The organism is Frankia nepalensis, from assembly GCF_016786325.1.
GTDB lineage: Bacteria > Actinomycetota > Actinomycetes > Frankiales > Frankiaceae > Pseudofrankia > Pseudofrankia nepalensis.
Map to the genome: position 1 here is coordinate 52258 of NZ_JADWYU010000201.1, position 12834 is coordinate 65091.

The 12834-nt window shown below is 70.9% G+C and carries 13 protein-coding genes; 3 read left to right on the plus strand and 10 right to left on the minus strand.

The window, feature by feature from the left end:
* Positions 1 to 192: 192 nt before the first annotated feature.
* The 7 genes from qcrB to I6A81_RS31345 all read right to left on the minus strand — a co-directional run bounded on the left by qcrB (position 193) and on the right by I6A81_RS31345 (position 7109).
* A complete protein-coding gene (qcrB, locus tag I6A81_RS31315; protein WP_203006780.1) occupies positions 193 to 1809 on the minus strand; it encodes a cytochrome bc1 complex cytochrome b subunit in 1617 nt (538 codons plus the stop codon).
* Positions 1806 to 2936: a cytochrome bc1 complex Rieske iron-sulfur subunit gene (gene qcrA / locus I6A81_RS31320; RefSeq protein ID WP_203006779.1), complete on the minus strand. Its 1131-nt coding sequence runs from the start codon at positions 2934 to 2936 to the stop codon at positions 1806 to 1808. Before qcrA ends, qcrB begins: the two co-directional genes overlap by 4 nt.
* Complete coding sequence (qcrC, locus tag I6A81_RS31325) at positions 2933 to 3850, minus strand: cytochrome bc1 complex diheme cytochrome c subunit (protein WP_238430708.1); 918 nt, start codon at positions 3848 to 3850, stop codon at positions 2933 to 2935. The genes qcrA and qcrC overlap by 4 nt, the downstream gene beginning before the upstream one ends.
* A 5-nt stretch (positions 3851 to 3855) precedes the next feature.
* Entirely contained in the window at positions 3856 to 4494 is a 639-nt protein-coding gene (gene ctaE, locus I6A81_RS31330; protein ID WP_203006778.1) for an aa3-type cytochrome oxidase subunit III, read from the minus strand.
* A gap of 460 nt (positions 4495 to 4954) precedes the next feature.
* Positions 4955 to 5551: a DUF3501 family protein gene (locus I6A81_RS31335; protein ID WP_203006777.1), complete on the minus strand. Its 597-nt coding sequence runs from the start codon at positions 5549 to 5551 to the stop codon at positions 4955 to 4957.
* Positions 5552 to 6107: 556 nt separating this feature from the next.
* On the minus strand, positions 6108 to 6542 hold the full coding sequence (locus I6A81_RS31340; protein WP_203008068.1) for a rubrerythrin family protein: 435 nt from the start codon (positions 6540 to 6542) through the stop codon (positions 6108 to 6110).
* A gap of 66 nt (positions 6543 to 6608) precedes the next feature.
* Positions 6609 to 7109 (minus strand): Fur family transcriptional regulator, encoded by a 501-nt coding sequence (locus tag I6A81_RS31345; protein ID WP_307875034.1) that lies wholly within the window; start codon positions 7107 to 7109, stop codon positions 6609 to 6611.
* 428 nt (positions 7110 to 7537) lie between these two features.
* On the opposite strand from I6A81_RS31345, the gene I6A81_RS31350 reads away from it, so the two are divergent.
* The 3 genes from I6A81_RS31350 (at position 7538) to I6A81_RS31360 (ending at position 9540) form a co-directional block, all read left to right on the plus strand.
* A complete protein-coding gene (locus I6A81_RS31350; RefSeq protein WP_203008069.1) occupies positions 7538 to 7975 on the plus strand; it encodes a response regulator transcription factor in 438 nt (145 codons plus the stop codon).
* Positions 7972 to 9039 carry an anthranilate phosphoribosyltransferase gene (gene trpD, locus I6A81_RS31355; protein WP_203008070.1) on the plus strand — a complete coding sequence of 356 codons (1068 nt, stop codon included), beginning with the start codon at positions 7972 to 7974 and terminating at the stop codon, positions 9037 to 9039. The genes I6A81_RS31350 and trpD overlap by 4 nt, the downstream gene beginning before the upstream one ends.
* 108 nt (positions 9040 to 9147) lie before the next feature.
* A complete protein-coding gene (locus I6A81_RS31360) occupies positions 9148 to 9540 on the plus strand; it encodes a type II toxin-antitoxin system PemK/MazF family toxin (RefSeq protein ID WP_203008072.1) in 393 nt (130 codons plus the stop codon).
* A gap of 155 nt (positions 9541 to 9695) precedes the next feature.
* Here I6A81_RS31360 and I6A81_RS31365 read toward each other — a convergent pair whose 3' ends face one another.
* Genes I6A81_RS31365 through ctaC form a run of 3 tightly spaced genes read right to left on the minus strand, consistent with a single transcriptional unit; the run spans position 9696 to position 12763 of the window.
* Complete coding sequence (locus I6A81_RS31365; RefSeq protein ID WP_203004814.1) at positions 9696 to 10097, minus strand: cytochrome c oxidase subunit 4; 402 nt, start codon at positions 10095 to 10097, stop codon at positions 9696 to 9698.
* 12 nt (positions 10098 to 10109) lie between these two features.
* Positions 10110 to 11807, minus strand: coding sequence for an aa3-type cytochrome oxidase subunit I (gene ctaD, locus I6A81_RS31370; RefSeq protein ID WP_203004813.1), 1698 nt, complete (start codon positions 11805 to 11807; stop codon positions 10110 to 10112).
* Complete coding sequence (gene ctaC, locus I6A81_RS31375; RefSeq protein WP_203004812.1) at positions 11804 to 12763, minus strand: aa3-type cytochrome oxidase subunit II; 960 nt, start codon at positions 12761 to 12763, stop codon at positions 11804 to 11806. The genes ctaD and ctaC overlap by 4 nt, the downstream gene beginning before the upstream one ends.
* Positions 12764 to 12834: the final 71 nt, after the last annotated feature.

The following is a 12834-nucleotide window of genomic DNA, read 5'->3' on the forward strand; positions in this document are numbered from 1 at the left end:
GCGCCGGGCGCCGGGCGCCGGGCGCCGGGCGCCGTTCAAGGTACGAGGAAGTCGTCGGGCATGGCACCATGCCCGAGGTCGAGAGGCTGCCCGCGAGCCCCGACCTCCAGAGACGCCGCAAGGGGCGCGCTCGGGTGAGCACGCCCCCTGCGGGGTGGACCAGCTGACGCGTCCGGAGGCTGGTGCGTCCGGTCAGTGGCGGGCGCCGCTGACCGGTTCCTCGCCGCCCTCGGCCTTCTCCTCGGTGAAGAAGCCGGTGACGGCCTTGCGGGCGCGGGTCGCCACGCCGGTCTTGCCGTGGCCGTTGCCGTGCTCGCCGGGCGGCGACAGCTCGAACCGGTGTGTCGGCACCACTGGGTGGTCCGGTACGGGGTCCGGCTTGGGCCGGTGGTCCTCGACGAACTCGCCCGACGGCAGCTGCCGGATGATGCCGGTCTCGATGCCGTGGTGCGCGATCTCGTGGTCCCGGGCGTTGAGCGCGATACACAGCTTCTTGGTCACGACATAGGCGATCGGCGGCAGGATGATGATCCCGACTCGGCCCGCCCAGGTCATCGCGTTCAGCGAGATGCTGAACGTCTTCGCGATGACGTCGTTGCCACCGGAGATCCACAGCACGACGTAGAAGGTGATCGACATCGCGCCGATGGCGGTGCGGGTCGGCGCCTCTCGCGGCCGCTGCAGCAGGTTGTGCGACTCGCGGTCCCCGGTGAACTTCGACTCGAGCCACGGGTACAGCGCGAGCAGCGTGAACAGGATGCCGGGCAGGATCACCGTCGGCCAGAACACCGCGGCGACGGTATGCCCGAGCCCGCGGAACTCCCAGGGCGGCATCAGGCGGGTCGAGCCGTCCAGGAAGCCGATGTAGAAGTCGGGCTGGGACGCCGAGCTGACCTTCGACGGGTCGTACGGGCCGAACAGCCAGATCGGGTTGATCTGCGCGAGGCCGCCGAGCAGCGCCAGCATCGCGAAGACCATCATGAAGAACCCGCCGGACTTCACGGCGAACACCGGGAACACCCGGTGCCCGACGACGTTGTCCTCGGTCTTGCCCGGGCCCGGGAAGTCGGTGTGCTTCTGGAACCAGAGGATGCCCATGTGCGCGCCGATGAGGGCCAGCAGGAGGCCGGGTATCAGCAGGATGTGGGCGACGTAGAGCCGGGGTAGGAAGTTCGTGCCCGGCCACTCCCCGTTGAAGACGAGGAACGACGCCCAGGTGCCCACCACCGGGATCGATTGCGCGATCGACGAGGCGATCCGCAGACCGGTGCCGGAGAGCAGGTCGTCCGGCAGCGAGTAGCCCGCGAAGCCCTCGAAGATGCCCATCACCAGCAGACCGACGCCGATCAGCCAGTTGATCTCGCGAGGCTTGCGGTAGGCGCCGGTGAAGAACACCCGGAACAGGTGGACGATGATCGCCGCGACGAACAGCAGTGCCGCCCAGTGGTGGATCTGGCGGAAGACCAGCCCGGCCCGGGTGTCGAAGCTGATGTCGAGCGTCGAGGCGTACGCCCGGCTCATCTCCACGCCCTTGAGCGGGACGTACGAGCCGTCGTAGATGATCTCCGTGTTGCTCGGGTCGAAGAACAGGGTCAGGTAGATCCCGGTCAGCAACAGGATGACGAAGCTGTAGAGCGCGATCTCACCGATCATGAACGACCAGTGGTCCGGGAAGACCTTGTTCAGGTTCTCCCGCAGGGACCGCTGAGTGTGGAACCGCTCGTCGACCGCCCGGTTCATCTTGCGGACCGGGCTCGGCCGCTTCGCGAGCTTCGGGGCCGGGGCGCCTGGCCCGCTCGTCGTCGTCATGAGCGCTCCCAGAACGCGGGCCCGATGGGCTCGGTGTAGTCGCCGTCCCGAGCGATGAGGTAGCCCTCGTCGTCGACGCCGAGCGCGAGCTGCGGCAGCGAGCGGCTGGCCGGGCCGAAGATGGCGCGGCAGCCGTCCGGCACGTCGAACACCGACTGGTGGCACGGGCAGAGCAGGTGGTGGGTCTGCTGCTCGTAGAGGCTGACCGGGCAGCCGGCGTGCGAGCAGATCTTCGAGTAGGCGACCAGGCCGTCGACGTCCCAGCCATCCCGGCCCTGCCGGGGCTTGTTGATCCCCGGCTCGAGGCGGACCAGGATCGTCGCGCTGTCGGCCTTGGCGTGCAGGTCGAGCAGCGGCTCGAACTCGGTCTCGCCGCTGGCGTTGGTGATCGGCACCGCGGGGAAGACGGTCTCGATGCCGCCGATGGCGATCTCGCCGAGCTTGACGAAGCGGCCCTCGCCGGTGACCATCCGGGCGCCCTTCACCCAGTGGGTGTGGTCGAGCTTCTTGCCCGGCTTGGCGTTGGTGAGGTTGAGCAGCGGCACGACGGTCAGGCCGCCGAGCACCGCGCCGGCGCCGAGCAGGCTGCGGCGCAGCAGCTTGTGCCTGCCGAGGCCCATGTCGTGGAATCCGAGCGCCACCTCCTCCTCGAACACCGCGGTCTCCTCGTCGGTGCTCTTGAACGAGTGGCGCTCCTGCACGGCCTGCTCGTGCGGCATCAGCCGCTTCGCCCACAGGATCATCCCGATGCCGAGCCCGCCGACGGCGAGGCCGAGCGCCGTGCCCAGCACCGGGGTGTAGTACGCCTTGTGCTTGTCGCCGACGAAGTTGGCGACGATGAAGCCGAGCGTGCCGATCACCGAGGCGGTGAACCAGAAGGCGATCAGCCGCTCGGCCCGCCGCTCGGCGCGCCGGTCGACGTCCTCGGCCCGCGGGGCCCGGTGCGCGACCCCGGCGTGCCGCCAGGCGGTGTGCTCCTCCAGCTGGGTGGAGTCGGTCGGGGCCGGCGGGGTGCCGAGCACCTCCGGACCGCCGCTCCCCCCGTCCGAGCCGCCGCCGGCCGGGCGCTTCACCCGGTCGAAGACGCTCCCGCCGCCGCCGGCGGGAGTCTCGTCCTGCTCGCTCATACCTTCTGCCTCGCTCCGATCCACAGGCACACGCCGAGCAGGCCGCCGATGCCGACGAGCCAGGCGAGCAGGCCCTCGGGCACGGGGCCGTAGGAGCCCAGCTTGTGACCACCGGGGCTCGGGGTGTCGCGCATGTGCAGGATGTACGCCGCGACCGCCGTGGCGCCCTCTTCGTCGATCTGGCTCTCGGCGAACACCGGCATCGACTCGGGGCCGACGCGCATGGCCTCGACGATCTGCTCCGGCGTGGCGTTGGTCAGCGCCGGGGCGTACTTGCCGTAGGTCAGCGGAGCGCCCTCACCCGCGGCCTGGTGGCACTGCGCGCAGTTCGCGCGGTACAGCTCGCCGCCGAACATCAGGTCGGCGTCGGCGAGCGCCTCCTCGCTGACTTCCGGCTTCTCGATGCCGCCGCCGAGGGTCTGGATGTAGGCGGCGATCTGGTCGATCTGCACCTGGGAGTAGCTCGGCTCCTTGCGCTCCGCCTGGGCGCCCGGCTTGGCGAGCGGCATGCGCCCGGTCGACATCTGGAAGTCGACCGCGGCCTCGCCGACGCCGATCAGGCTCGGGCCGGAGACCGTGCCGGCCGCGTTGAGGCCGTGGCACGTCGAGCAGCCCTGCAGGTAGAGCGCGCGGCCCTCCCGGACCGCCGCGCTGTCGGCCGCGCTGTCCTGGGCGCTGCCGCTCGGCGCGAGCACCGTCCACAGCACGCCCGTGGCCATGAGGGCGAGCGACAGGACGAGCGTGGACGAGCGGCGCCGCCGGCGCGCGCTGGCCGGGCGGGACCTGCGCGCGGTCGCGGAGACCAGCCGCCCGCGTACGCTCGCGGGCCGCGCCACGGCCGGCTCGGCGGCCGGGTCGGCCGCCTCCGGGGCGTCGGGGGACGCGGTCATGTCGGAGTCCGTCGATGCAGTCATGTCGCTCACTGGAGGAGGTAGATGGTCGCGAACAGGGCGATCCAGACGACGTCGACGAAGTGCCAGTAGTACGACACGACGATCGCCGACGTGGCCTTCTCCGGCGTGTACCGCCCGTAGGTCGACCTGGCCAGGACCATGATGAAGGCGATCAGACCACCGATCACGTGCAGTCCGTGGAAGCCGCTGGTCAGGTAGTACACCGAGCCATAGGCGTGCGAGTTGAGGCCGAACTCGTTCTCGGCGAAGAACTCCCACGCCTGGCCACCGATGAAGATCGCACCCATGATCAGCGAGATCGTGTACCAGCGGCGCAGGCCGAACACGTCGCCCCGCTCCGCGGCGAACACGCCGAGCTGGCAGGTCACACTGGACAGCACCAGGATGATCGTGAAGACCAGCGCGTAGGCGACATGCAGGTGCACCGGACCGATCTCGGAACCTGCGGGGTCACCGGTCGTGGGCGGCCAGTTGCCGCTGTTGACCGAACGGATCGTGTAGAACATCGCGAACAGCGCCGCGAAGAACATCAGCTCCGACGACAGCCACACCACGGTGCCAACCGAGACCATCGACGGGCGGTTAGCCAAGGGGTGTGGCGGCGGAGCCTTCTCGAGAACGGGTGCCGTGGCCACGCCGGTCATTCTGGCACGCGCCCGCGCAAGCGCCACCGAAGGTTCGACGTTCGGTAGGACTACGACCGGTCGAGGACCGGTCGACCCACCTCCTACAGCCCGTAGAAGACCCCCGGACACCCGCCGAACGCCCCTTGACAGCCCACCACGCCCACATGGCGACCATCACCTCAGCACCACCGCGACGCCGACACAAACCTGAGAACCCCTGGTCAGCAGGGGTTTCCGCGCCGCCACGCCAGTCGCGCCCGAACAGGAGCAACCACCCGGCCACCGTCCGCGCCCGCCGCGCACCGATGTGCCAAGACTCACGACCCGCGGCGGCCGGGACAGACGGCGGCCGGGCCGTCACCGACACGGCGGCGGTGGCGACCGGCCGGCCGGTTCTCGCGGTGGAGCCACCCACGAGGCGCGTGGCCGCCGGCCAGGGCGATTCGGTCAGGCGGGCACGCGGTCAGCCGCGCGGCGGTCAGGCGCGCAGCGTGAGGTCGGCGATGAGGCTTCGCCGGGTGCCGCCCTCGATGGGGGTGGAGTCGCTGTAGGCCTCGTGGTCGACGGCGAGCTCGACGGGCACCGCCGGGTCACGGAACTTGTCGCGCTGCTCGTCGGTGAGCGGGAAGCGGAACATGTGCACCGACACGGTCTCGCTCGGCACGTTCGGGTCTTCGTCGATGCCCCGGATCTCCTCGGCGGGCACGACCTCGCCGTCGATCTCCAGCGAGATGGCGTCGTGCAGCCCGGCCAGCTTGACCAGCTCCTCGCGGACCGACTCGGAGGACTTCAGCTCGATGAACATCGTGGCCGTCAGGGCATGACTGGAGGGCATCAGCCGGCCGTACACCGCGACCTCGTGCGCGACCTCGGCCGGGTCGGTGAGCCGCTCGGTGTAGACCATTTCCTGCACCTGGTAGCGCAGCGTCTGGGCGTTCTCGAACTCGAAGACGAGAATGTCGCCGACGCGAACCCGCCGCTCGGCGCGTACCGGGATCATGTGCTTACGGGCCTGGGCCCGGGTGGCCGCGTACGCCTCGTGGTCGGTGGTGATGTCCTGGACGGTCAGCGTCATCGGTAACCCCCTGGTGGTCAGGGGCCCGCGTGAGGGCGGATGTCGCCGCGCCTCCCGAGGCCACAGCTGGGATGCCCGCCGCTGGTCTGGCCACCCTGCGTGGCCGGCGCCGGCCCGCGGCGTATTCGGTGAGTCTCTTCCATCCTCCCCGGGGGCAGGACCCGGGATCCGCCCGCCCGGGTGAGGCCTCGGCGTTCGGGAGGGTTCGTCGCGCGGGGCCCACGGCCCCGGACCGTGACTGTCCGGCCGCGCCGGCCGGGTCCGGCCGCGCCGGCCGGACGAGCGGACCGGCGCACAGGCGTCGGGGCGGGGGCCCGGCCCCGGCCGACCCCCCCCCCCCCGGGGCCCCGCCCCCCCGGGGGGGCCCGCCGGCGCGGGCGGGACGTGGGGCCCGGCGCACCGGCGGGGGGCCGGGGCCCGGGCCGGCGAGAACCGCCGAGCCCGGGTACCCCGGCCCAGATGTTGCTCCCTGCCGCCGCCCGCTACCAGGTCACGCCCCTGGGCGTGCGGCGGCGGCACCGACGGCGGCCTCGAACGACGACGTCGTCCGATGTTCTTAGGCGTTCTCCTCGGCCAGGACGGCGTCGAGGGCCTTCTGGAAACGACCGGCGTGGGTCTTCTCGGCCCGGGCCAGCGTCGCGAACCAGTCGGCGATCTCCTCGAAGCCCTCCTCGCGGGCCTCCTTGGCGAAGCCCGGGTACATCGCGGTGAACTCGTAGGTCTCACCGGCGACGGCGGAGGCCAGGTTCTTCGGGGTGTCGCCGACCGGCTGGTCGGTCGCCGGGTCGCCGACCTCGGCCAGGAAGTCCATGTGGCCGAACGCGTGCCCGGTCTCGCCCTCCGCGGTGTCGCGGAACAGCGAGGCGGCGTCGGTCAGGCCCTCGATGTCGGCGCGACGCGCGAAGTACAGGTAACGGCGGTTGGCCTGGCTCTCGCCAGCGAACGCCTCCTTGAGGTTCGCGTGCGTCTTGGTGCCTTCGAGCTTCGGCATGCGTACTCCTTCATCGGGTTGAGGTGCGTTCGTCGGCGCCCTCGGCCCAGCGCGTCCGCGCGGGTCTCAGGTGTCCTCGGGCGCACCAGGGTCCGTACCAGCCATGTCGGCTGGAGGGACGCGAGCCACGCGAGGCTTCGTCATCGCCGCGCGGCCCGCTTGGCCGGTCGTCGCCGCGCAGTCCGGGCACAGGCCGCGGAACTGCAGGTCGTAGCCGGTGATGGAGAAGCCCGAGTTCCGAGCGATCTCCGCCACCATCCCCGCGGGGATGGGGTGGTCGATGTCGACCGCGCGCCCGCACCGCTCACAGACCGCGTGGTCATGGCGGTCGATGTTGGCGTCGTAGCGGGCGGCGGACCCGCCGCCCAGGTTGAGCTCCAGGGCGTGGCCGGTGGCGACCAGCAGGGCGAGCGACCGGTAGACGGTCGCGCTGCCGATGCCGGGCGACACCGCGCGCACACGCTCGTAGACCTCGGCCGCGGTCGGGTGGTCGTGCGCCGACCGCAGCACCGCCAGCACGGCGGCGCGTTGCGGAGTCAGCCGAAGATCGGACTGCTGTTCCGGCACGCGTCACCTCCTTCGGCGCCATGGCGAGCGGTCGGGTCCCCACAGGGGCGCCCCACCGGACTCATCCTAGTACAGACTGAGAACGATTCTCAGTATCGCTTCCGCAACATGCATGTGACAAGGATGTTGATCGGAAGGATGATGGTGACCGGTGAGAAGAACGGCGTCGCCCGCGTCGCGACGGGGCCGACGGCCGGGCTGGGCAGACCGTACCGCGCCTGGTCCGATACCCTCGCACCGGATTCACCGTCGTCGTGGCGCTCGCGACGCCGCCCTGGGCCCGCGCGCGAGACCGACCGATCCGGGCCTGCCAGGCCGGACCCTCCGGTCGGCGGGGCCGGCCGGAGGGCCGTCGCCTGGTCATGGCGCGCGGGCGCGTCCCCGCCGCCCACCGCGGCGGTACCTCGGAGCGAAAGGAAGCCCAGGGCATGAGCACCGTCCTGGTGTATGCAGACCGGGCTGACATACGCGAGCGCGTCAAGGCGGCCATCGGCAACCTTCCCGACCCTCGGCTCGATGAGCTGGAGCTCGTCGACGTGACCGACGGCCGCGAGCTCGTGACCGCCGTCGACAAGGGCGAGGCCGACCTGGTCGTCCTCGACGCCGAGGCGACTCCCGAGGGCGGGATGGGCCTGTCCCGCCAGCTCAAGAACGAGATCGCCGACTGCCCGCCGACCGTCCTGCTCGTCGCGCGTCGGGACGACCGGTGGCTCGCCACCTGGTCGCTCGCGGACGCGGTGGTGACCCACCCGGTCGACCCGGACGAGCTGACGGAGGCCGTCGTCGGCCTGCTGCTGGCGAGGGCCTCCGGCGCGCCCGTCCGCCGCCCGGTCACCTACGCCGCGCACGGCCCCACGACGCGATGAGCGGCCCGGCCGGGCACACCTGGTCCGACCTGCTGGTCACGCTGCTGGCCGGCGAGGCGCTCGCCGCCGAGGCGACCAGCTGGGCGATGAACGAGATCATGTCCGGCATGGCCACCAACGCCCAGATCGCCGCGTTCGTCACGGCGCTGCGCGCGAAGGGCGAGACACCGGCCGAGATCGGCGGCCTGGTCGCGGCGATGCTCGACTTCGCCCTGCCGGTGCGCGCCGACGCCGAACTGCTCGCCGCGGCCGTCGACACCTGCGGCACCGGCGGCGACCGGTCGCACACCGTGAACCTCTCGACGATGGCGGCGGTCGCCGTCGCGGCGCTCGGCGTCCCGGTCGTCAAGCACGGGAACCGGGCGTCGTCCTCGTCCTGCGGCTCCGCGGACCTGCTGGAGGAGCTGGGCGTCGTCATCGACCTGCCGCCGGACGGCGTCGCGGCGACCCTGGCCGAGGCCGGGATCGCGTTCTGCTTCGCGCGCTCGTTCCACCCAGCGATGCGCCACGTCGCGGCGGTCCGCTCCGAGCTCGCCGTGCCGACGGTGTTCAACATCCTCGGCCCGCTGGCCAACCCGGCCCGGCCCGGCGCCCAGTCCATCGGGGTCGCCGACGCCCGGCTCGCGCCGGTGATCGCCCAGGTGCTCGTCGACCGGGGCACCCGGGCGCTGGTCTTCCGCGGCGACGACGGCCTGGACGAGCTGAGCCCGTCGGCACCGTCGACGATCTGGGTCGCCGCCGAGGGGACGCTGCGCACCGAGCGCTTCGACCCGCGGGACGTGGGCATCGACGTGGCGGACAGGCAGGCGTTGCGCGGCGCCGACGCCCGCTTCAACGCCGGGGTCGCCCGCGCGGTGTTCGCGGGCAAGCCGGGCCCGGTGCGCGACGCCGTGCTGCTCGCCGCCGCCGCCGCGCTCGTCGCCGCCGAGGGCCCCACCGCGGCGCCGGTCACCGAGCAGATCAGGGCCCAGCTGGAGCGTGTCGCCACCGCCCTAGACTCGGGCGCCGCCGCGGCCCTCCTCGACCGCTGGGTCACCTCGAGCCGCGCCGCCGCGGCCTCCTGACGCCTCCCGTAGGCGCGCCTTCCGTCGGCGCCTGGTCGAAAAGCGCCGCTCTCGACGCCGTCGGGTACCGGGCGCGGCACGCGCCTGGCTCGCTAATACGCTCGTGTCGTGATCGATGAAGAAGATCAGTTCATCTACCTGCCCGAACGGGACGGGGAGCCGGATCCCGGCGAGGTCGTCTGGGCATGGGTGCCCTACGAGGACGACCCGCGCCAGGGCAAGGACCGGCCGGTGCTGCTGATCGGGACTCGCGGCGACCGCTACCTCGGGCTGATGCTCACCAGCAAGGACCATGACCGGGACGCCGCGCAGGAGGCGCGTTACGGCCGCCACTGGATGGACATCGGCACCGGCGGCTGGGACCGCGAGCGCCGGCCGAGCGAGGTCCGGCTCGACCGGCTGCTGGTGCTCGATCCCGAGGGGGTGCGCCGGGAGGGCGCCGCGCTGCGCGAGGGCATCTTCGACCGGGTGGTGGCGGCCGCCCAGCCCTTCATGGACTGACCGGGCGGACCAGGCGCCGAGAGCGTCGAAACGGGTGTGGGCGGGGGGGGGGGCCCCCCCCCCCCCCCCCCCCCCCCGGGGGGGGGGGGGGGCCCCCCCCCCCCCCCCCCCCCCAACACCCGTCTGTGCTTGGCCCTTTGGTCTTTGGTTTTTGCTCAGTCCTCCGGGACCGGCGGGTGCCAGAAGTTCTCGAAGACCAGGCAGGTCACGAAGAACAGGGTCATCAGGCCGCCGATGAGGGCCAGCCAGATGCCGAAGATGAAGCCCGAGACGCCGAGGGTGGCGCTGGCGGCGATGAAGAACGGGTAGTAGCTGCCCGGGGTGAAATGCCCGAGCTCACCCGCGCCGTCGGCGATTTCGGCGTCTGGCAGGTCCTGCGGGCGCATCCCGACCCGGCGGCCGGTGAACAGCAGGTAGGTGCCCACCAGGAACCCCATGCCGGCGGTCAACGCCAGCGCGGCGGTGCCCGTCGGGTCCTTCGAGTAGATCCAGTAGATGATGTCAACGATCACGGCAAAGATGCCGATGATGTTGAAGATGTACCCTTCTACCTTCATCCCACGGCCGCCTTAGCTGCTCAGTTCCGGGGTGGCGCGGTGCTCGATCGCCCCGCCCGCCGCGATCGCCGGGTAGTGCAGGTCGAACGCGGGACGCTCGGAGCGGATCCGCGGCAGCGACAGGAAGTTGTGTCGCGGCGGCGGGCAGGACGTCGCCCACTCCAGCGAGTTGCTGAAGCCCCATGGGTCGTCGACCCTGGTGATCTTGCCCTTCTTGTACGAATGCCACAGGTTGTACATGAACGGCAGCGTCGACAGCGCCAGGAAGAACGCCCCAGCCGTGGAGACGGTGTTCAGGGTGGTGAAACCGTCGCCCGGGCCGTAGTCGGCGTACCGACGCGGCATGCCCTTGATGCCCAGCCAGTGCTGCACCAGGAAGGTCAGGTGGAAGCCGAAGAACAGCGTCCAGAAGTGAATCTTGCCGATCCGCTCGTCCATCAGCCGCCCGGTGACCTTCGGGAACCAGAAGTAGACGCCGGCGTAGGCGGCGAACACGACGGACCCGAACACCACGTAGTGGAAGTGGGCGACGACGAAGTAGCTGTCGGAGACGTGGAAGTCGATCGGCGGGCTGGCCAGCAGCACGCCGGTCAGGCCGCCGAACAGGAACGTCACCAGGAAGCCGAGACTGAACAGCATCGGCGTCTCGAAGGTGAGCGACCCCCGCCACAGCGTGCCGATCCAGTTGAAGAACTTGACCCCGGTGGGCACCGCGATCAGGAACGACAGGAAGGCGAAGAACGGCAGCAGCACGGCGCCGGTGACGAACATGTGGTGCGCCCACACCGAGATCGACAGCGCCCCGATGCCGATCGTCGCGAAGACGAGTCCCTTGTAACCGAACAACGGCTTGCGGGAGAACACCGGCAGTACTTCGGTGATGATGCCGAAGAACGGCAGGGCGATGATGTACACCTCGGGATGCCCGAAGAACCAGAACAGGTGCTGCCAGAGCAGCGCCCCGCCGTTGGCCGCCTCGAAGATGTGCGCGCCGAACCGGCGGTCGGCTTCCAGCGCCAGCAGCGCGGCCGCCAGCGGCGGGAAGGCGACGAGCACCAGGATCGACGTGACCAGGAAGTTCCAGCAGAAGATCGGCATCCGGAACATCGTCATGCCGGGGGCCCGCAGGCACAGCAGCGTGGTGATCATGTTCACCGCGCCCAGGATGGTGCCCATACCGGAGGTCGCCAGGCCCAGCACCCACAGGTCGCCGCCGACGCCGGGCGAATAGGTGGCGTTCGACAGCGGCGCGTAGGCAAACCAGCCGAACGAGGCGGCGCCGTCGGGCGTCAGGAAGCCGGCGATGACCGTGAGGCTGCCGAACAGGAACAGCCAGTACGACAGCGCGTTCAGCCGCGGGAACGCGACGTCCGGCGAGCCGATCTGCAGCGGGATCAGGTAGTTCGCGAACGCGAAGGCCAGCGGCGTCGCGAACATCAGCAGCATCAGCGTGCCGTGCATCGTGAACAGCTGGTTGAACTGCTCGTTCGAGACGACCTGCAGGCCCGGCCGGGCCAGCTCGGCCCGCATGAACATCGCCAGGATGCCGGCGAAGGCGAAGAACGCGAACGAGGTGAGGAAGTACATGAGGGCGATGTCCTTGTGAGACGTCGTCCGCAGGTATTCCAGCAGGGTCTTGATGGCCTTCGGCGGGGCCTCGTCAGCCGGTGGGCCCGCGTGCCCGACCGGCGGCTCGTGCACAAGCGTCACTGTTCGCTCCCGGTGGTGGCGCCGCTACCGGCAGAGGTGAGCGCGGGGATGCCAGCGGCCGTCGCGCCGCCGGACTCGCGTTCCGCAATGAACCTGTCGTACTCGTCCCCGGGGATGACCTTGACGTAGAAGTTCATCTTGTCGTGATCAGTGCCACACAACTCGGCGCACCGGCCGATGAAGGTGCCGGTCTTGGTCAGAGTGACCTCGAACCTGTTGATGCGGCCTGGCACGACATCCCGCTTGAAGAGGAACTCCGGCACCCAGAACGAGTGGATGACGTCCGGCGACGTCAGCACGAACTGGACGGTGCGCCCCTCCGGCAGGACGAGCACGGCGGGCTGGCCGGGCTGGCCGGTCACCTCGACGACGTCGCCGCCGCTCTGGCCGGTGTCCATGTACCGGAACTGCCAGTTCCACCGGAAGCCGACCACGTTGACCGTGACGTCCGGGTCATCCGACAGCTTGTTGATCTCGATCTCGTCGCGCGCGGTGTAGTAGAAGAGGCCGGCGACGACCACGACCGGCACCACCGTGTACAGCACCTCGACGGGGAGGTTGTACCGGACCTGGCGCGGCAGGGCCTCCGACCGCTTCCGGAACGCGATGATCGCGTAGAAGATCAGCCCCCAGACCAGCACACCCACGGCGAGCGCCGCGATCGCCGAACCCTTCCACAGGTTCAGGATCCGGGCGCTGTGGTTGGTCACGCCGTCCGGGAACCCGAAGTTCGGCACGCCGCACGCGGTCGCGGTCAGCGCGAGCACACTGAGCCCGGCGCCGAGCCGCAGCGCGCGCCCGGCGCGGCCGCGGCTCACACCGCTGTCACGGCCGTCGCTGGCCGTGGCCGGCTCACCCGCGGCGGCGGAAAGGTCGGTCGCGGGCGGCGCTGTGTCGCCCGCGACAGGGCGACCTGAGCCGCGCGCCGGCCGGGTCCGACCGAAGGAACTCCTCACCAGGTCCTGCCTCCCACGACTACGTCACCCGGGACACGCGAACTGGGTCGCCTGGGCCGACGCACGGTCTT